Origin of the sequence: Zoogloea sp., from assembly GCF_028689785.1 — a bacterium.
Classification (GTDB): Bacteria; Pseudomonadota; Gammaproteobacteria; order Burkholderiales; family Rhodocyclaceae; genus Zoogloea.
In genome coordinates this window covers 143,569-165,578 of record NZ_JAQVCN010000005.1, presented here as the reverse complement: position 1 = coordinate 165,578, position 22,010 = coordinate 143,569, and the positions used below count along the sequence as shown (strand labels likewise).

4 protein-coding genes are annotated in these 22,010 nt (G+C 65.1%); 2 read left to right on the top strand and 2 right to left on the bottom strand.

Annotated elements, in window-relative coordinates; translation table 11 throughout:
- Positions 1–237: 237 nt before the first annotated feature.
- Positions 238–942: a response regulator transcription factor gene (locus PHI64_RS04645; protein ID WP_299879319.1), complete on the bottom strand. Its 705-nt coding sequence runs from the start codon at positions 940–942 to the stop codon at positions 238–240.
- Positions 939–2,996 carry a sensor histidine kinase gene (locus PHI64_RS04640; protein ID WP_299879317.1) on the bottom strand — a complete coding sequence of 686 codons (2,058 nt, stop codon included), beginning with the start codon at positions 2,994–2,996 and terminating at the stop codon, positions 939–941. The genes PHI64_RS04645 and PHI64_RS04640 overlap by 4 nt, the downstream gene beginning before the upstream one ends.
- 221 nt (positions 2,997–3,217) lie before the next feature.
- Here PHI64_RS04640 and PHI64_RS04635 point away from each other — a divergent pair, with 221 nt between their 5' ends.
- Together PHI64_RS04635 and PHI64_RS04630 are read left to right on the top strand one after the other, a co-directional pair.
- Positions 3,218–4,615: a TolC family protein gene (locus tag PHI64_RS04635; protein ID WP_299879315.1), complete on the top strand. Its 1,398-nt coding sequence runs from the start codon at positions 3,218–3,220 to the stop codon at positions 4,613–4,615.
- 144 nt (positions 4,616–4,759) lie between these two features.
- Complete coding sequence (locus PHI64_RS04630) at positions 4,760–21,952, top strand: Calx-beta domain-containing protein (protein ID WP_299879313.1); 17,193 nt, start codon at positions 4,760–4,762, stop codon at positions 21,950–21,952.
- Positions 21,953–22,010: the final 58 nt, after the last annotated feature.

Here is a 22,010-nt window from a genome sequence, read left to right as displayed (position 1 = left end):
CGAAAACTTCTTAACCACCGAAACAATCTACTTAACGCCAGCATCGCAACACTACCCCGCGACACCTTCCTCTTCACCGCTCCGGAGCACTTCATCGTGCGCCGCAGCGAAGAGAGGCCGAATTATAAACAACAATCACCACGTGTCAACAAGATTAAGAAAATAAATCTTGAACGTCACAAACACCGCCACCCTATGCACTGCCCTTGCCCCCCTGACTTGTTCAGCACCGGGGACCTAGACAGTCTCGTCGTCCTCTCGCAAGGGCGTGGCAAATACATAGCCGACACCTCTTACTGCACGGATCGGACTCTTGTCCGGTGACACCTCTTCCAGTTTGTGGCGCAGGCGGCTCATCGCAGTATCCAACCGGCGTTGATCGAATAGCAGGTAGTCATGCCCAAGCGCCTCGATCAGCTGCCGGCGAGCAACGACTTCGGTGCCCGTCTTGGCCAACTCACGAAGGAGAATCACCTCCATGCCGGAGATCGATATAACCCGCCCCTCCGGCGAGACGATCTCCAGCGATCTGTACCGCAGAAGCCATTCCTGCCGGCCGAGAGGCGAAGCCGGTGCCGCCAAGCGTCTCAGCACTGTCTGTATCACCGCAATCAGCTCCCGCGTATCCACTGGCTTGACCAGATAGGCGTCTGCGCCGCGGTCCAGGCCATCCAGGCGGTCCTGCAGACGACCTCGCGCAGTCAACATCACCAAACCCAAACCGGGGCGGGAGGCGCGAAGCCGAGCGGAGATGGACAACCCGTCCTCACCGGGCAGGCCCAGATCCATCACGACAAGCTCACATCCGCTATTAGCGAGATGCCGATCCAGGCTCACTCCGTCCTCACAGCCGAAGACATCGAAGCCTGCCCTGCCCAGCTGAAAGCACATTTCATCGCGGAGATCCTCGTCATCCTCCACCAGCGCCAGACGTGGACTCATGCTCCATCCCCCTTCTCCAGCGGCAGCCAGGCTTCGAAGCAGGCTCCAAGCTCCCCGGAGCGCGCCACGACATGCAGGATCCCGCCGTGACGTCGGCAGATGAAGCGCGCGAGGAACAGGCCGATCCCCAGGCCCGGCTGCCCTACCGCATCCGGGCTTCTATAGTACTTTTGGAAGATTCGCTCTTCCTGCCCCGGTGCAATGCCTGGCCCATGGTCAATGACCCTGATAAACACACCTGCCGAACCGGCGTGGATGCCCGTCTCGATCTCCAGGCGCACGTCTGACTCCCGGGGGCTGTACTTCAGCGCATTCTCTACAATATTGAGCAGCATCACGCGGAGCATTCGCGGATCCCCCCGCAATGCCGGAAGTCCGTCGGCGAGTCGACAACACAGACGGGCCTCGTCGGCCGGACTCAGGAGCTGAAGCAACTCCTCCGTCAGTGCGCCAAGCTGAATCTCAGCCATCTCCATCCGCCAGTCGTCCACGTTGGTTCGATCCTGCATCAGGGCGATTTCCAACAACGCATTCAGACGCTGCAGGGCACGCTGGATCCGGTCGTAGCGCTTTTGATGCTCGGGCGGCGGGGGCGAGGCATCCATATCCTGAAGGGATTGCACGGCCGCCTTGATGATGGCGAGGGGGGTACGGATGTCATGGGCAATCATGGCGATGAAATGGGTCTGCTCCTCACGTCCGCGACGTTCGATCGCCTCACTGGCAGCAAGACGCAGATTGGCCTGGCGGAGTTCGTGGGTCTGACGCACGACTTCCCGCTCAAGGGATACACCCCAGTCGCGCAGCGTATCGACCAGCTTCCGCTCTGCCCGTACCGCATCGGCATGCGCCAGATCCTTTTCCTGGCGCAGGCTGTTGATGCGATCCGCCAACGCCAGCGACAGGAGCAGCATCTCGAGAGCAGAGCCAATCTGCATGATGTTGCTGGTCAGCGCATTGGTCGGCAACCAGCCGAAGTTTCTCAAGGCCGTGACCGCCACGCCTACCAGCAACAACAACCACCCTGCCAGAAACAGGCGCGCAGAGCGCTGCCCCCTGATCAGGCTTTGTAGCGCCAGCACCACTGCCACCACCGAAAAGCACAAACCCGTGGCACTCACCAGACGAGCCAGCAGGGCGTAGGGCAACCAGTAACCAGACAAGGTCTCCACCGCAAACAAAGCCGTCAGGACGAGGACGACCCGATCCAGCAGCGGCGCCCGATGCCGCGAATCCAGGAAGCGCCTTGTAAACAGTGCCCCCGCCAGCCCGCACAGGGCCAAGGACAGAGGAAAGGCCACATTGTCCAGGGAGACGGCGTCACCCCAGAGCAACAGGCTGCCAAAGCCCTTCATCGTCAGAAGGCCGCTGCCCATCCCCAGCACCATCAGGGAGTAGGTCAGGTAAAGGGGGTCCCGGATAGCCAGAAACAGCATCAGGTTATAGCTGAGCAAGGCCAGCAGCGCCCCAAAATACAGAGCCTGCCAGGCATACAGACTGCGATCAGCGGCGAGGAGATCCTTCGGCTGCCAGAAAGTCAGGGGGATGGTCAGGTTCCCCTGGGATTCGACGCGCAGAAACATCACCTCTTCGGCCCCGGGCTCCAGTAGCAGCGGAAAGACCAGATTGTGGTGCTCGAACGGCCGCCGCGAACGTGGCACGAAATCGCCCGACTCGACAGCGCGCCATTGACCCGACGCCTCGCGCCGGTAAAGGGTCACCTGATCCAGTGTGGGGTAACCCACCTCCAGCAACCAGTCACGGGGAGCGTCCGCGGCCACATGCACAGGGACCCGGATCCACACTATGGCGTCCTTATAGCCCGCGTTAATGACCTGCTCTTCCGGCCCCTCGGGCGGGGTAAAGCGTTCGGGGTGTGCCACCACATCAACGATGTCGGCGCGCTTGCCGGAATCAAGCCACACACCGCTATACAGGAATGCGTCCGCCCTACCGTTAAGCAACACCAGAGGCACGTCGGCACTCCGACCATCAGCCACACACAGACCGGCGAAGAACAACCCGGCGCAAGCAGCAAACAGAGAAACGAACACCCGCCGAATCACGCCCGGACAAACCTCATATCCGGTCCGGCAAACGCGGCCCCCGTCCAGGAGCCGCGCAGAATTCCGCAAGACAAATAAACGCAGGGTCAAGGAAGCTTGCATGCCTTAATGTAAGTTTTTGTAAGTTTCAAATATGCCATGTTTGATACGGTGGAGGAGTACGCACCGTGCTTTTCAAAGCCGAACTCAAAAAACCAGGGAGTTTCCAGATGTCTGCCGTGAAATCCAGCGCCATGGGCCATAAGCACAACCTGATCGCCGTCGCCGCCCTCGCGGGCTCCATCCTGTGCATCGGGAGCGCCCACGCCGCCGAGAACTTCCCCGAAAAGCTTGACCGCATTCTCAAGGAACACAACCTGATGCGCATGGTGGATGCCGACGTGGCAACCGCCAATGCCCAGATCGGCGTCGAGAAGACCGCCTATTTCCCCAAGCTCACCGTCGGCGCCGGCATCGGCCGACAGCATATCGACCGGGACATCGGTACCAAGGGCAATTTTGACCCTTCCGACGTAAATGTCGGCCTCAATCAGCTCATCACCGACTTCGGCCATACCGGCCTGCGAGTCCAGGCCGCCGAGACCATTCTCGACAAGGAAGGCAAGGAGCGGGACTTGCAGCGCCAGAATCTGGTCCTGGCAGCCATCGAGGCCCAGCTGCAGATCATCCGCGCTGATCGCACCCTGCGTTACGCCCAGCAGTCTGAACTCAACATCAAACGTCAGACCTCCCTCGAAAACGCCCGTATGGAAGCCGGCCGCGGCTACGCCACCGACGTGCTGCAGGCCAAAGCCCAGCTCGCCGGCGCCGAAGCCCGTCGAGTGATCGCCGAGAGCCGCATGAGCGAGGCCCGCAACCGCTACCGCGCCGTCTTCGGCGAAACCCCGGTCGACCTGGCCGGGCTGCAGGCCGTGGGCGTGCCCGAGGCCCGGCTGCCCCGTTCCGAAGCCGAGATCGCCGACATCATCCTCAAGCAGAACCCGGACGTAGTCGCCGCAGACGGCCGGGCCGAAGTGACCCTCGCCGAACGGCACGTACAGCGTGCCCGGGAGCTGATGCCGCGTCTGGCCCTGCAGCTCAACCAGATCCACTACCAGGACTACGACGGCATCAAGGGCGACCGCAACGACACCAAGGCGATGGTCCGCTTTGACTGGACCCTCGACCTGGGCATGAAGGCGGCTCGCGTCACCGAGGCCGCCGACCTGTCGGTCCTGTCCGCCAAGGAAAAGGCGGGCTACGTCCGCGTCCAGGCCCTTGAAGAAGGCCGCAACGCTTGGGTTGGCTGGCAGACTGCCCGGGAACGCACCAACTATCTGATCAACCAGGCCCAGATCTCCGGCAACTTCCTCGAACTCGCCCGCAAGGAGCGCGAGCTCGGCCGGCGCTCCCTGCTTGATCTGCTCAACGGCGAAGTGGCCCTGATCAACGCCCAGAGCGACGCCGCAGCGGCCCGCGTGGATGAGGTGATCGCCTCCTATCGCCTGCTGCGTGCCATCGGGGGGCTCAACCCCGACGTGGTGCGCAACCCGGGCCTGGTGATCCCTGCCGACAAGCTGCTGCCCTTCAGCACCGACGGCGCCTTCAACACCTCCGCCAATAAATAGGGCAAGTCCCACGGCACGCCCGCCAAGCTCCGCTGCTGCAGGCGTGCCAATACAGACCTCCCCGGATTTTCCAGACCGCTAGAGCCACGTCCAGCCCCCAATACATAGTCGGCGGGCGTGTTGCTGCACCAGGAGTAGCAGGAAATGGCTGACCAGACCAATCCCCAGATCGACACCCTTGCCCGCGCCATTCAGATCGTCACCGACTTTCTCGCCGGCAGACCGCAGCAGGGCGTGGCCTCCCTCGAACAGGCCATCGCCCGTGCCGAGGCGGCCCTCGTCAAGGCGGGCCTCAGCCCGGCTGCAGCGAAGGACATGTCGCAACAGATCCTGCTCTCCACGGGCGGCCGGGATGCCGGCAGTCCGTTCAGCCCCTTCGAAATCGCCCGCAACCTGCTCGGCGACCGTCTGCCCTCCTTCCTGCAGGGGGGTGACGGGCTGCGCCCCCCCGGCAGCAACCCGGGTGACGGTTTCGGCGGCCAGGGCAACCCGTTCAACCCCGGCCAGGGCGACAGCGGCCCGCGGGGCAGCCAGTCCGGCAGCCAGTTCTCCCCGCCCGCCCCTCTCGACAGCACCTACCGCCCCGAAATCACCGGCCTGACCGGTGAAGGCAGCAGCACCCAATCCGGCCCCCTGGCCCCCGAACGCACCCAGCTCACCGGCGACGCCACCGGCAGCGGCATGCCGCGCCCCGGCACCCCCACCGAGCTGTCCGTTCTGACCCTGGACGGCATGAACCCCGGTGTGCTGGGCGGAAGCAGCTCCGGCACCGGCAGCGGTCTCGCCAGCCAGGGCACGGGTGGCGTCAGCGGTGGAGGCCTGGGCGTCTTCAGCACTTTCAGCGCGGGGGATGGCAACGGCACCGGCAGCAGCCTGTTCTCGGGCATCGGTGGCACCCCGTCCACCACCCCCAACGGCACTCCCGGCAGCAATGAGGCTCCCCCTCCCGCCACCATTACCGACAGTCACGCCAGCGTCAGCGCCGCCCAGCCCCAGGTGCTCGAAGGCGATACCGGCAGCGCCGGCGTGCTGGTCTTCGTGGTGACCCGCGACAACCCTTTCACTGCCGCATCGGCCCAATGGACGCTCACCGGTATCGACGTCAGCCAGCTTGCCGACGGTGCTCTCACGGGCACGGTTAGCTTTGCCGCTGGGGAAACCGAAGCACGCATCAGCATCCCTCTCACCGGCAACCGGAGCATTGAGGCCAACCGCAGTGTCACCCTGCAGCTCCAGTCCCCCAGCCAGGGCCTGGTGATCGACCAGCCCACTGCCAGCACCCAGGTCGTCGATGACGATGGTACGGTGAGCATCAGTGCTGGCCAGGGCAGCGTCGTCGAAGGGCACACCGGCAGCAGCCAGATCCTCAGCTTCACGGTGGTGCGCAGCACCGGCGTCGGCGCATCGTCGGTGGACTGGACCCTCAACGGCATGGACGCCGCCGATTTCGGTGGCACCCTGCCCGCCGGCAGCCTGCAGTTTGCCAACGGCGAAACCATCAAGGTCATCGAAATCACCCTCAGCGGCGACCGGACCATCGAGGCGGACGAAACCCTCAGCGTGATTCTCAGCAACCCGGGCGCCAATCTCAGCCTGGGCACCGACCGCGCCAGCACCACAGTGCTCAACGACGACGGCACCTTCAGCATCATCGCCAACCAGACGAGCGTCAGCGAAGGCGACCAGGGCAGCACCCAGCTTCTCACCTACACCGTCACCCGCAGCAATTCCGTGGGCGCCGACCAAGTGAGCTGGAGTGCCTCCGGCATGGATGCCTCGGACTTTGTGGGCGGCGTACTGCCCTCCGGCACCCTCGACTTCGCACCCGGTGAAACCAGCAAGACCATCACCCTGCCTCTCGCAGGCGACCGTCTTGTCGAACCCGATGAAACGGTCACCGTGACCCTCGGCGGCAATGACATCCCCCCGGCCTCTGCGTCCACCGAAGTGCTCAACGACGACGGCAGCGTCAGCATCAGCGCCGATCAGGCCAGCGTGGTCGAAGGCTTCACTGGCGACACCCGGACCCTCACCTACACCGTCACCCGCACCCAGTCCGGCTTTGCCAGCACCGTTGACTGGACCGTATCGGGCGTCAACGCCGCCGACTTCGGTGGCACCCTGCCCTCGGGCACCGTGGACTTCGCCATCGGCGAAACCACCAAGACCATCACCCTGACCCTCACCGGCGACGGCACCCCCGAGGCCGACGAAATCCTCACCGTCACCCTGTCCAACCCGGGGCCCAACCTCACCCTGGCCACGGCCAGCGCCGTCACCACCATCCTCAACGACGACGCCACCGTCAACATCAGCGCCGTCACCACGTCCATCGCCGAAGGGGGCGAAGCCGACACCCGGACCCTCACCTTCAACGTGGTGCGCGACATCGGCCTCAACGCCAGCACCGTGGACTGGGCCGTCAGCGGCCTCGATGCCGCGGCCTTCGGCGGCACCCTGCCCAGCGGCACCGTCAGTTTCGGGGTCGGCGAAACCAGCAAGACCATCACCGTCAGCTTCACCGGCGACCACGTCATCGACGTAGACAAGAGCCTCACCGTCACCCTGTCCAACCCCGGCCAGAGCCTGGGCATCGGGGTCGGCAGCGCCAGCACCACCGTGCTCAACGACGACGCCACCGTAAGCATCGCCGCCGTCGCCGTTGACGTGCCCGAAGGGGACGAAGGCGACACCCAGTTCATCAGTTTCACCCTCACCCGCGACAACGGCCTTGCCACCAGCACGGTGGACTGGGTCGCCAGCGGACTCGACGAGGCCGACGTAGGCGGCCCCCTGCCCAGCGGTACCGTCACCTTCGCCGTTGGCGAACTGAGCAAAACCATCACCGTGCCCATCGTCGGTGATCGAAGCATTGAGCCTGACGAGACCCTTGTCGTAACCCTCTCCAATCCAGGCCCCAACCTGCATCTGGGGATCGCCACCGCCAGCACGGTCGTGCTGGACGACGACAGCCTGGTATCCATCTCCGCGAACGCCACCCAGGTGCTTGAAGGCGACACGGGCACCCAGACCCAGGTCAGCTTCACCATCAGCCGCGCTGACGGCAGCGCAGCATCCTCCGTAGACTGGTCTGTCAGTGGTCTGCCCGCCTCCGACTTCGGCGGCACCCTGCCTTCCGGCACGGTCAACTTCGCGGTGGGTGAAACCAGCCGTGTCATTACCGTGGCCTTTGCTGGTGACCGCATCGTCGAGCCCGACGCCGTGCTCACCGCCACCTTGTCCAACCCCCAAGGTAACCTGCGCCTGGGGGATGCGGTGGCATCCACCAACATCATCAATGACGACGTGGGCTTCAGCCTGGTTGGAGACACACTCAATGTTGTCGAAGGGGCCGCCGGCACCCAGGTCGCCCTGACCTTCCACGTCACCCGCTCCGAAACCTTCGGCCAGGAAGCCGACATCTCCTGGCGCTTCGTGCGCGTGGGGGTACGCGCAGCCGACGCCAACGACTTCGTCAGTGGCCAGGACGCGCTGGGCGGAAACGAGGGCCTGCCCAGTGGCAGTCTCCACTTCGGCGCAAATGAGATCTCCAAGACCGTCACCGTCTATGTGCAGGGCGACGCACTGCAGGAGTACGACGAGACCTTCGGCATTGTGCTCGTCAATCCGCCCCCCGGCGTGCAGATCATCAACGGTGAAGCCTATGGCAACATCTACACCGACGAGACTCTCTTCAATGTCGCCGCCGTCACCCCGTCCACCCTTGAGGGCAACGGCACCGGCGGGCGTCAGGCCTTCAACGTCACCCGCGCCGGCGATCTGAGCCAGGCGGGCGCCATCGGCTACAGCATCTCTGGCTACGGCGAATCACCCACCACGCCCGACGACTTCGCCCCCGGCCAGGCCCTCACCGGCACGGTCAGCTTCGCCGCTGGCGAATCCAGCAAGATCGTCTACGTGGACCTGTCCGGCGATAGCATCCTGGAGGGTTTCGAGACTTTCGCCTTCACCCTCAACCCACTCAACGCCAACACCCAGATCGACGTCGGCACGGCGCTCGCCGTGATCGACCCGGACGACCAAGCCATCTCCATCGTCGCCCGTGACGCCGTCCGCAAGGAAGGCTCGGCCGTTGACCAACCCCAACTGTTCGCCATCACCCGCGTAGGTGACCTGTCCGGTACCGCCACCGTCGAGTGGCAGGTCAATGGCAGCGGCGCCAACCCAACCAATGCCGCCGACTTCGGAGGCACCCTGCCCTCCGGCACGGTCACCTTTGCCCCGGGCCAGAGCGAGATCGTCATCGCCATCACTCCGACCCCCGACAGCCATCTGGAAACCCGGGAAGACTTCACCGTTTCGATCACCAGCAGCACCCCGGGAACCATGGTGCTCCAGGGCAGCGCCATCGGCATCGTGCTCAACGACGACTCCGGGTTTGTGCTCGATGGCACGGCCCTCACCACCAACGAAGGCAATAGCAACGGCCCACGCCAAGCCAGCTTTACCGTGACCCGAACCGGTGACCTGACGGTGGTCGCCAGCGTAGACTGGGTCCTGGAATTTGCGGCGCTGAACGGCGTCGATGCCAGCGACTTCCTGCCCGGCACCCAATTCTCGGGCAGGCTGGAATTTGGTCGCGGGGTGAACAGCCTGGTGGTGAACCTGCCGCTCACCCCCGATCATGTCGTCGAAGCCAACGAAGGCTTCACAGTCCGTCTATCCAACCCCTCCGCTGGCTCCGAGATTTCCATCGGCGAATCCGCCGGCCTGATCCGCAACGACGACGTCATCATCACCTTGCTACCCTCTGCCGCCATTGAGGAAGGTAGCGGCGGTCTTACCGAACTCCGCTACACCGTCCAGCGCAGCGGTGATCTGGATGGCAGCGACACCATCACCTACAGCATCAGCGGAAGCGGTGCCAATCCGGTAGACGGCGCCGACTTCGTGGGTGGCGTTTTGCCCGTCGGCTCCATCACCTTCGCACCGGGCGAGAGCAGCAAGGAGATCGTGCTGCAGATCGCCAGCGACTCCGACCTGGAAGCCAACGAGGGCCTGACCCTGACCCTGGGCAGCCCCGAGCCGGGCGCCACCGTGGCCAACGGCACCGCCACCGGAACCCTGATCAACGACGACCACCAGTTCCACATCGCTGTCCAGAGTGGCATCGCCAGCGAAGGGGTGAATGGCGCGGTGACCAGCTTCACCTATGTCGTCACCCGTACAGGTGATCTGACCCGCGCCGGTCAGGTGGCCTGGAGCGTCGCAGGCAGTGGCACCCACGCTGCCGATGCGAGCGATTTTGTCGGTGGCACGCTGCCCTCCGGCCTGCTCAGCTTTGCTGCCAACGAAGTCAGCAAGACCATCACCGTGCAGGTCGCCGGCGATTACTCCGACGAACGCGACGAAGACTTCACCGTTACCCTGTCAAGCCCGGCCACCGGCTCCACCATCGGCACGGCCAGCGCCACCGGCACCATCGTCAACGACGACACCGGCCTCTCCATCAGCGCCACCAGCACCGCCCTCGTGGAGGGCGACAGCGGCACCCAGGCCCACACCTTCACCGTGACCCGCACCGGCGTCACCACCGGCACCACCACCGTCGACTGGGCCCTCACCGGCAGCGGCGGCCAGCCTGTCGATGCAGCCGACTTCGGCGGCACCCTGCCCTCGGGCAGCCTGAGCTTCGCACCGGGTGTGCTGACCCAGACCATCACGGTATACAGCAGCGGCGACACCACGGTCGAAAGCACCGAAGGTTTCACCATCACCCTGTCGGGCGCCGACGGCAACACCGAGATCGTCACCCCCAGCGCCACCGGCAGCATCGTGGCCGACGATATCGGCATCAGCATCAGCGCCGGTGCCACATCCGTGCTCGAAGGCAGCGCCGGCCAGTCCCGCGTGCTGCAATTCACCGTCACCCGCACGGGCGACACAGCCTCGCCCGTCGTCATCGACTGGGCTGCCAGCGGCATGGACGCCGACGATTTCGGCGTCGGCACGCCCCTGTCGGGCACCCTCAGCTTCGCGGCCAATGAAACCGTCAAGGTCATCAGCCTCACCCAGACCGGCGATGATCTGAACGAGAGCGACGAAACCCTCCTCATCACGCTCTCCAACCCGGTCGGCAACCCGGCCCACGACCGGACCTACATCACCACCGGCACAGCCAGCACCGACGTCATTAACGACGACTCGACCTTCGGCATCACGGCCACCACCCCCATCCAGGCCGAACGCAACACCGGCGACGGCGCCTCCACCGCCTTCACCTTCACCGTCACCCGGGGTGGCGACCTATCCCAGGCCCAGGACATCGACTGGATGCTCGAACTGCCGGGCGGCACCAACTCTGCCTCCATTGGCGATTTCATCACCGGCCAGGATCTTCTGGGCTCCAATGGCGGCCTGCCCTCAGGCACCGTCAGCTTTGCCGCCGGAGCCAACACGGCCACCGTCACCGTGCAGGTCAAGACCGACGACCAGGTGGAACTGGACGAATCCTTCAATATCGTCCTGCAGCCGGCCGGGGCCAACACCGCCCTCACCGGCACCACCGCCAGCGCCACCATCACCAACGACGACACCGGCTTCTCCATCGCCGCCGCCAGTGCGGACAAGGCCGAAGGCCAGAGTGGCACCACCACCTATACCTTCACCGTGACCCGTGCCGGCTTCGTCAACGAAGCCGCCACCGTGGACTGGGCGGTCACCGGCAGCGGTGCCAGCGCGGCCGACGCAGCCGACTTCGGCGGCAGCCTGCCCGCCGGCACCTTGTCCTTCGCCGCCAACGAAACCACCAAGACCATCAGCATCAGCGTGGCCAGCGATCTGACCGTAGAGCTCGATGAAGGCTTTACCGTCACCATCAGCAACGCCCATCTACTCGACGTCGGCAACACCGCACAGACAATCGTCGACGCCACCGCCACCGGGCGCATCGTCAATGACGACCAGCGCTTCTCCGTCAGCGCCGCCAACGCCGCCATTGCCGAAGGCAACAGCGGCACGACCCAGGTGGCTTATACCATCACCCGCAGCGGCGATCTCAGCGTCGCCGCCACCGTGGACTACGCCGTCACCGGCAGCAACGGCGCCAACGCAGCCGATGTGGCCGGCGGCGTACTGCCCACCGGCACCCTCACCTTCGGAGTGGGCGTCAGCGAGCTGGCGGTGACCTTCAACGTCAGCGGCGACACCGTTGCCGAGGCCAACAACGAGACCTTCACCCTCACCCTCAGCAACCCCTCCGCCAACACCACCCTTGGTACGTCCACCGCCAGCACGATCATCACCAACGATGACACCAACTTCGTGCTGAGCGCCCCGGCCAACATCGCCGAAGGTGGCAGCGGCACCACCCCTGTGGTGTTCACCGTCACCCGAAACGGCGACACCAGCGGCAGCGGCAGCGTCACCTGGGCCCTCGCCGCCGCGGCCGGGCTCACCACCGCCGACTTCGTCGGCAACCAGGACGCGCTCGGCACCAACAGCGGGCTGCCCAGCGGCACCGTCAGCTTTGCTGCTGGCGAAACCAGCAAGACCATCACCCTCAACGTCCAGGGTGACCTGACCATCGAGAGCGACGAAACCCTGCAGGTGGTACTGGGCACGCCCGTCAACGGCACCATCCAGCCGGGTGACGGCAGCAAGAGCACGGTCCTGCTCACCGACGACGACAACTTCAGCATCAGCACTGCCACCACCACCCGGGCCGAGGGCAACACCGACAGCACAATCACCTATACGGTGACCCGTACCGGCTCCCTCGACGGTGCCCGTGACCTGACCTGGACCATCACCGGAACCAACGGCTTCGCCACCGGCACCGACCTGGCTGCTGGCCAGGCATCCACCGGCACGGTCAGTTTCGCCGACGGCCAGACCAGCGCCACCATCGTGGTCAACATCAAGGGTGACTCCACCGTCGAATCCGACGAGACGATGACCGTCACCCTGTCCAACGCACCGGCAAACAGCAACATCGTCACCGCCGCCGCGTCCACGGTGCTCACCAACGACGACGCCGGCCTGACCATTTCCCCGCTGCTCGCCGACAAGAACGAAGGCAACTCCACCTACGTGGACTTCACCTTCACGGTCACCCGCTCAGGGAATTCGTCCCAGACCTCCACGGTGAATTGGGCGGTGGATGCAAGCATTGCCAATGCCGTGAATGGCACAGACTTCTACGCCAGCCAGCCAGCCGGCGTCTCGAAGGACGGTAATGGGATTCCATACGGCACCCTGATTTTTGCCAGCGGCGAGACCAGCAAGACCATCACCCTGCGCATTGCCGGCGACAGCACCCTGGAAGGGGACGAAACCCTGCGGGTCAACCTGTCCAACCCGTCCGCGGGCACCGAAATCCTGGATGGCTCCGCCGACGGCTACGTGCGCAACGACGACGCCGAGTTCAACATCACCGCCGGCACCGCCTCGGTGGTGGAAGGTGACAACGGCTTCACCGGCACGGCCATGACCTACACCGTCACCCGCACCGGCTACTTGAGCCAGACCAACACGGTGAACTGGGGTGTGGGCCACGTCACCACCAACATCTACGACTTCTCCAACGGCAGCAACGCCAACATCACGCCCAGTGGCACGCTCACCTTCAACTCCGGCGCCACTACCCAGACCATCACCGTTTATGCCTACGGTGACACCGGCGTGGGCAGCATCGAAAACAACGAAACCTTCAACATCAACCTGAGCGGTGCCAACGCCGGCAGTTCCATCGGCGCCACCGGCAGCTACACCAGCACCATCCAGAACGACGACACCCAGATCACCGCCTCCATCGACGACATGCGCGTCGCCGAGACGGTGGCGGGCCAGTCCTCCACCTTCACGGTCACCTTCACCCGCTCCGGCGATCTCAACAAGGCCTCGTCCCTCAACTGGGCGGTGCAGGGCACCACCATCCTCGATCTGGAGGAGAGCACCACCGCAGACTCCGCCAATGCCAGCGACTTCGGCGGCAGCCTGCCCTCCGGCACCGTCAGCTTCGCCAGCGGCGAGACCAGCAAGACCATCACCATCACCGTGTCCGGTGACGACGTGGTGGAGAACGACGAGTGGTTCCAGATCGCCCTGTCCGGCGGCACGGGCGTGGATCAGGTCACCACGGTGCACAATGACCCCCGTATCAACGGCGGCAACGCGTTCTACAGCTACACGCTTGGCAGCTGGGTCGCCGACAATGCCCAACTCAGCAACACAAACTCCGGCTACCTGTTCGGGGAAATCGAGCGGGACGAAGCCCTGTTCGACCTGGGTGATCTGGCCAACACCGGGGAAACGGGCTCGTTCAACTACGTGAGCAGCAAGCTCGAAGGCGACACTCTGGCCGACGGCGGCCCGACCGACGACTACGTCGAGCACATCTTTGCCGTGCACCGCACCATCGCCACCTCCGGCACTGCCTGGGTGGAATGGAAGCTCGGCACCACTGTGGCCGGCTACGTCGCCACCGACATCAACGACTTCAAGCCCGGCCAGGATGCCCTGGGCACCAACGGCGGCTTTGCCTCCGGCCGGCTCAACTTCGCCGACGGCCAGGAGTGGGGCTACATCAAGGTCTACACCGCCCGCGACAACGTGGGTGAGTACGACGAGGCCTTCCGGGTCTATCTCACCGGCACCAGCGGTGGCAGCAGCTTCAACGCCAACCCGGACGGCGCCGGCTACAACAACAACTACCTTGTCCTCACCAACGACGACACCCGCTTCGACGCCAGCGCCAACGATGCTACCGAGGGCAGCATCATCACCTTCACCATCACGCGACAAGGCGACACGCGCGGCACCGACACCGTGGACTGGTCACTGACCCTGCCCGGCTCCGAAACCACCAACGAAGGCAATACCAACACCAGCAGCTGGTACAAGCTCGACCCCAGCGACATTTCGGGCGTGACCACCAGCAACGGCACGGCGACCTTCAATGCCGGAGCCTGGACCGGCACCCTGACTTTTGAAGACGGCGAAACCACCAAGACCATCAGCGTCCAGACCCTGGACGACACCTGGACCGAAAGCTGGCGTGAAAACCTGAGCATCGTACTCAGCAACCCCACCAACGTGGACGCCGGCGAAGCCAATCACGACCTGGAAACACCATCCGTCGGCTATCTAGACACCGCCTACGTCTATGACAACGACGCCGACCCTCTGATCAGCGTTACGGCCAGCACCACCACAATCTTCGAAGGCACCGGCGCCAACAACTCGGCCGACGGCAACACCGTCACCTTCACCATCACCCGCACCGACCAGGCCGGGCTCGATGGCGCCCTGAACTACCCCACCACCGTCGGCTGGTACCTCAGCGGCTCGGCCATCAACTGGGGCGGCTCCGCCAACGAACTGGTCAAGACCTACGGCGGCGCCAACCACACCAACGAATACACCTCGAACGCCACCTATGGCAACGTCGTGTTCAACGCCGGGGAAACCCAGAAGCAGGTCACCGTCACCTTCTATGGTGACAACTACGTCGAAAGCGAGACCCCGATCACCTTCAACGTGGTCTCGGCGAGTGCGGGCGAGAGCTGGCTCTATGATGTATATGGCGCCGGCACCCAGAACGGCTACGGCCCCGCCAACGTGGACAATACCGCTGCCAGCGTCACGGTCAATGTACGCAACGACGACATCCGCCTCTTCGTCGGTGGCTGGGACACCTACGCTGGTGACGCCAACGGCTACTACACCAACGTGCAGACCAGCGCCTACGAAGGCAACCCGCTGACCTTCACTATCAACCGGGCGGGGCGCCTCGACAGCGACATCGTGGTCAGCTACACCCTGATCAACGGCAGCACGGCAGCCGGCGACTTCCTGTACACCAGCGGCAACATCACCCTGGCCGCCCAGGCCACCGCCTACGGCACCTACAACTACAACATCTCCCTGGCCGACATCCTGAACGACGACGCCACCGTGGAGGCCAACGAGACCTTCACTCTCCGTCTGAGTGCCCCCGGCGACGTGGCGGGTTCCTATGTCCGCTTCCAGAGCTCCTACACCGACTACAGCAACAGCTACACATCGCCGACCACCACCCTGGACCTCCGCGGCACCATCTACGACGACGACACCACCTACACTCTGACCCCCACCGCCACCAGCCTGGTGGAAACCGACCAGGGCGCCAACCAGACCTTCTCCTTCGACGTTACCCGCAGCGGTACGGGCTACTCGGGCGCTGCCACCCTGCGCTGGCGCGTCGAGGCCGTCGGCGCCAACCCCACCAACGCCGCCGACTTCACCAGCACCGACACCCTGGGCAACAATGGCGGCCTGCCCTCGGGCACCGTGAGCTTCGCCAACGGTGTACTCACCGCCAACTTCAACGTGCTGGTCAAGGGCGACCTGATCGCCGAAACCAACGAAACCTTCCGGGTCGTGATCTACGAGGACGTGCTCACCAGCGCCTCACCCAACATCACCAACACCCAGAACCTGGCCACCAGCACCCTCACCGTACTCACCGACGACACCGGCATCAGCATCGCCGACTCGTCCATCGTCGAAAGCGACAGCAACCAGACCATGAACTTCACGGTCACCCGCAGCGGCGACCTGTCGGGTGCTTCGTCCATGACCTGGACCTTGTTCAACGGCACCACCGCGGCCGGTGACTTCAGCGGCGCCACCACCGGTACCGTGAGCTTTGCCGCCGGCGAGAGCAGCAAGACCATCAGCATCACCGTAGTGGGCGACACCACCCCCGAAGCCAACGAGACCTTCACCGTCCAACTGAGCAACCTGTCGGGCATCGACGAGGCGATCGACATCACCGCCGCGGGCGTCATCACCAACGACGACTCCGCCTTCGCCATCGCCGGCACCACCGCCAGCACCGCCGAAAGCAGCAGCCAGACCTTCACCATCACCCGCACCCACAGCACCAACCAGAGCCAGACCATCAACTGGTCGGTGCTCACCGGAGGCGCCAATGGCACGGTGGACGCAGCCGACTTCGGCGGCAGCCTGCCCTCCGGCTCGGTCACCTTTGCCCCGGGCGAGATGAGCAAGACCATCACCATCACGCCCACCAGCGACACCACCCCCGAGACCGACGAGACCTACACCGTCCAGATCGCGCTGGGCGCCGGCACCACTGGCGACAGCATCACCACAGCCACGGCCACCGGCACCATCGAGAACGACGACGCCGTGTTCCACATTGCGGGCGATCAGGCGACGATCCAGGAAGGGCACAGTGGCACCACCAGCCTGACCTTCACCGTCACCCGCGGCGGCGACACCAGTGGCGCCGGCAGCGTGGACTGGAAGCTCAGCTCGGCCAGCGCCAACGTGGCCGACTTTGCCACTGGCGACACCCTCGGCAGCAACGCCGGCCTGCCCAGCGGCACGGTCAGTTTTGCCGATGGCGAATCCACCAAGACCATCACCATCCAGGTGGTCGGCGACCTGAACGTGGAAAGCGACGAGAGCGTCACCGTGACCCTCTCCAATGCCAGCGGCGGCCAGATCCAGACCGCCACCGCCATCACCAACATCCTCAACGACGACGCCACCATCGCCATCAGCGCCCTGTCGGCGGCCAAGGCCGAAGGCAACAGCGGCACCACCGCCTACACCTTCACCATCACCCGCAGCGGCTACCTGGGCGAGGCAGAAACGGTGGACTACGCCATCACCGGCACGGGCCTCAACCCGGCCGACGGCGCCGACTTCGGCGGCAGCCTGCCCTCCGGCACCCTGACCCTGCCCGCCGGCCAAAGCAGCGTGACCCTCACCGTGCTGGTCAGCGGCGACCTGGCCGGCGAGCCCGACGAAGACTTCACCGTCACCCTGTCCAACCCATCCACCGGCGTCACCATCACCACCGCCACCGCCAACGGCACCATCCAGGCCGACGACGTGGTGTTCGACGTCACCGCGCCGGGCACCGCGCTGGAAGGCAACCCGGGCGAAACCACCTATTTCGACTTCGTCGTCACCCGCAGCGGCAACCTGAGTGCCTCCCAGACCCTGGACTGGAGCGTCGCCGGCATCGGCGCCGACCCCACCAGCGCGGCCGACTTCGACGCCACCAGTGGCAGCATCACCTTTGCGGCCAACGAGACCAGCAAGACCATCCGCGTGCCGGTCAAGGGCGACTACTCGGGTGAAGCCAACGAGAGCTTCCGTCTCAGCCTCAGCGGCCCCAATGGCGTGGTGTTCACCCACAGCACCGCCGACGCCACCATCACCGACGACGAAGCCTCCCTGCGCATCAGCGGCACCACCGCCACCCGCGTCGAAGGCCACGAGGGCACCACCACCGACCTCACCTTCACGGTCACCCGCAGCGGCAACCTCAACCTGGCCGCCACGGTGGACTGGACGGCCACCGCCGGCACCGCCGACGCCGCCGACTTCCTGGGTGGCGTACTGCCCAGCGGCAGCCTGGCCTTTGCCAGCGGCGAGCTCAGCAAGACCATCACCGTCACCGTGCAGGGCGACGTGGAGGTGGAAGGCAACGAACACTTCACCATCGATCTGTCCAACGCCTCCACCGGCGCCGACATCATCATCGGCAGCGCCACCGGCACCATCACCAGCGACGATGTGGACTGGACCATCACCGGTTTCAGCATCCCGACGGTCGAAGGCGATGGTGCCAGCCACAACTTCGTCTTCCGCGTCACCCGCACTGGCGGCACCGCCGCCACCACCCTCGACTGGAGCGTGGCCGGCTCGGGCACCCATGCGGCCGATGCCAACGACTTCCTGGGTGGCTTCTTCCCCAACGGCACCCTCAGCTTTGCCCAGGGCGTGATGTCCCAGGACATCGTCGTCCAGGTGGCCGGCGACAGCCTGCTCGAGAACGACGAAGGCTTCACCGTCACCCTCACCGCCCCCACCGACAGCCTGGTGCACAGCTTCACCAGCCAGAGCGCCAACGCCACCCTCGTCAATGACGACGACGTGATGTCCATCGCTGCCCTGGCCGCTGACGGGGCCGAAGGCTCCGGCGCGCCCGGCACGCTGAGCTTCACCGTCACCCGCACCGGCAGCACCGCCGGCAGCTCCAGCGTGGGCTGGCGCATCGTCCATGGCGACACCGTGGCCGGCGACTTCGTCGCCACCTCGGGCACCGTCACTTTTGCCGATGGCCAGGACAGTGCCGTACTCAACATCGCCATCGCCGGCGACCGCAACGTGGAACTGGACGAAGGCTTCAGCGTCGAGCTCTACAACCCGGGCACTGGCAGCACGGTGGATGCCAATGCGTCCACCGCCGCCGGCATCATTCGCAACGACGACGTGGATCTGGCCCTGTCGGCCACCATCGGCTCCGCCGTCGAAGGCGATACCGGCAACCCCGGCCAGCTCAGCTTCACCGTCACCCGGAGTGGCGACCTGTCGGTGAGCACCTCGGTCAACTGGAACGTGGTGGCCGGCAGCGCCGTGGCCGCAGACTTCCCCGGCGGTGTGCTGCCCTCCGGCAGCATCACCTTCGCCCCGGGTGAAACCACCAAGACCATCCTGGTCAACGTGGCCGGCGACGGCCTGGACGAAGGCAACCAGGACTTCACCGTTCAGCTCTCCGGCCAGAGCGCCCACGCCGACATCACCAACAACAACGTGATCGGCACCATCATTGACGACGACGACACGCTGACCGTGTCCGCCGTCTCCGCATCCCAGCTGGAAGGCAATAGCGGCACCACCGCCTTCACCTTCCGCATCGACCGCAGCGGCACCTCCACAGGCAGCGCCAGCGTCGACTGGAACGCCGCCGGCTCCGGCCCGCGCCCGGTGGGCGATGGCGAGTTCGTCGCCCAGACCGGCACCGTCACCTTCGCCGACGGCGAGACCAGCAAGGAGTTCACCGTTTATGTAAACGCCGACACCCTCGGCGAATACGACGAAACCTTCAGCGTCTCCCTGAGCAATCCCAGCTACGGCTCAACAGCATCGGCCACAACCGCCACCGGCACCGTCATCAATGACGATGCCGTGCTGCTGATCTCCGCCGACGCCGCATCCACCCCCGAAGGGAACACCGGCGAGGAGACCCCCTTCACCTTCACCGTCACCCGCAGCGGCGACACCTCGGTCACCTCCAGCGTACTCTGGGAAGTGATCCCCAGCGGAACCAACCCGGCCAACAGCCAGGATTTCGGCGGTGTCTTCCAGACCGGCGCGGTCGCATTCGGGATTGGCGAAACCACCAAGACCATCACCATCACCGTGGCCGGCGACAACACTGGCGAAACCGCCGAGGGCTTCTCGGTGGTACTCAGCGACGCAGCCGGCGCCACTATCCTCGAAGGCACGGCCAGCACCCTGATCGGCAACGACGACACCGGCCTGACCCTCACCGCCATCGGTGGCGCGGAGAAGTACGAGGGTGACAGCGGCACCACCCTCTTCACCTACCGGCTCGAACGCCTCGGCAACAACACGGATACCGTCACCGTGAACTGGCATGTGGAAGGCGTCGGCAGCTATCCGGTCACGGCCAGCGATTTCGTAGGCGACGTGCTCCCCAGCGGCAGCATCACCCTGAGTCCTGGCCAGACGATTTACGACATCCTGATTCCGGTGGCCGGCGACAATGTACTGGGCCCCGACCAGAACTTCCGGGTCGTGCTCACGGACGCCATCGGCATCGATCTGATCAATGACCAAGCTGCGGGCGTTGTCCTGAATGATGACAGCCAGTTCAGCGTCACCGCCATCGACACCAGCCTCGAAGAAGGCAACAGTGGCGGCACCACCGCCTTCCGCTTCACCGTTACCCGCGCGGGAGCCGACGAACTGGCTGCCGATATCAACTGGCAGGTCACAGGCAGTGGTTCGGCCCCTGCCAACGGCGCCGACTTCCTGGGCGGCATGCTGCCTCAGGGAACCCTGCACTTCCTCGCTGGCGAGACCAGCAAGGAACTCGTCATCCAAGTTGCAGCCGACACCATCGGCGAATCCGACGAGCAATTCTCAGTGCTGCTCTCCAGCCTCGGCGGCGGGGTCACGGTCAATCCGCTGCAGTCCAGTGCCGCCGCCACCATCATCGGCGACGACATGGCCGTCACCGTGCTGGCCCTGGACGTGGACCGGGGCGAGGGTGCCTCCGGCGCCACCACCCCCTTCACCTTCCGCGTGCTGCGTGCCGGCCCGGACAGCGAAGCCATCACCGTCAATTACAACATCACCGGCGCCGTGAATGCGGACGACTTCCTCACCCCGCTTACCGGCACCATCACCCTGGCCGCCGGCGTCAGCGAAAGCCTCTTCACCCTGCAGGTGAAGGGCGATGCCGTACGCGAAGGCGACGAGGCCTTCAACGTCACCTTCAGCCACCCGGCCATCACCGGCGGCAGCACCGTGCTCGCCGGCACCATTCGCGACGACGACCAGGGGCTGCAGCTCACCGCACCCGCCAGCATCATCGAGGGTGACTCGGGCAGCACCACGGCCACCTTCCAGCTCACCCGCGGCGACACCAGCACCACCGAGACCTTCTACTGGAAGATCCTCGGCGGCGCGCTGCACAGCGTGGACGCCAACGACTTCGCCGGCGGCGTCTTCCCCACCGGCAGCGTCACCTTCAACGCCGGCCAGAGCAGCACCAGCTTCAGCATCAACATCGCCGGCGATACCCTGGTGGAAAACAACGAGTCCCTGCTGGCCGTGGTCACCTCCAGTGCCTCAAGCCCCGTAGCCCTGACCTCCGCAGTCGCCCAGATCACCAATAATGACGTGGCCGGCGCCGGAAACGACATCCTCTCGGGGACTTCGAGCGAAGACACCCTGCAAGGGCTGGGCGGCAACGACCTTCTGTACGGCTATGCCGGGGCGGACACGCTACAGGGCGGTGACGGCGACGACGTGCTGACCGGCGGCGCCGGAGCGGACACCCTCAGCGGTGGGGCCGGTGCAGATCGCTTCCACTTCGAGCGTCCGACCGACGGCATGGACGTCATCAGCGATTTCGTCGCCGGTACCGACCACCTGAGCTTCGATCCGGCCAACTTCGGCGGGCTGAACAGCCTCACTTCAGTATCCCAGTCCTTCGATACCGATGCCCTGACCACCCTCCAAGCCCTCGCCGCTCAGGCCGACGCCAGCGTCTATCGGGTAGCCTTTGCGGCGGGCAGCTTCCAGTTCGGCACCGGCGGCAGCGGCCAGCTCGACGAGCTGGAGGCGGCCATCACCGGCGCCAACCACACCGGCTCGGCCTTCTTCCTGATCTCCAACGGCGACGTCACCCGCCTGTACTATGATGCCGACACCAGCACCGGCACCGATGGCAGCGGGCTGGTCGCCCTGGCGGAGCTGGCCAACCAGCCCCATGCCGACACCCTGCCCACCGATGTGATCGCACCGCATCCGGTCGTCTGAACCCGGCAGCCCCAGGCCCGCCTGCCCCGGCCTCCCGCATGGGAGCCGGGGCAGTGCC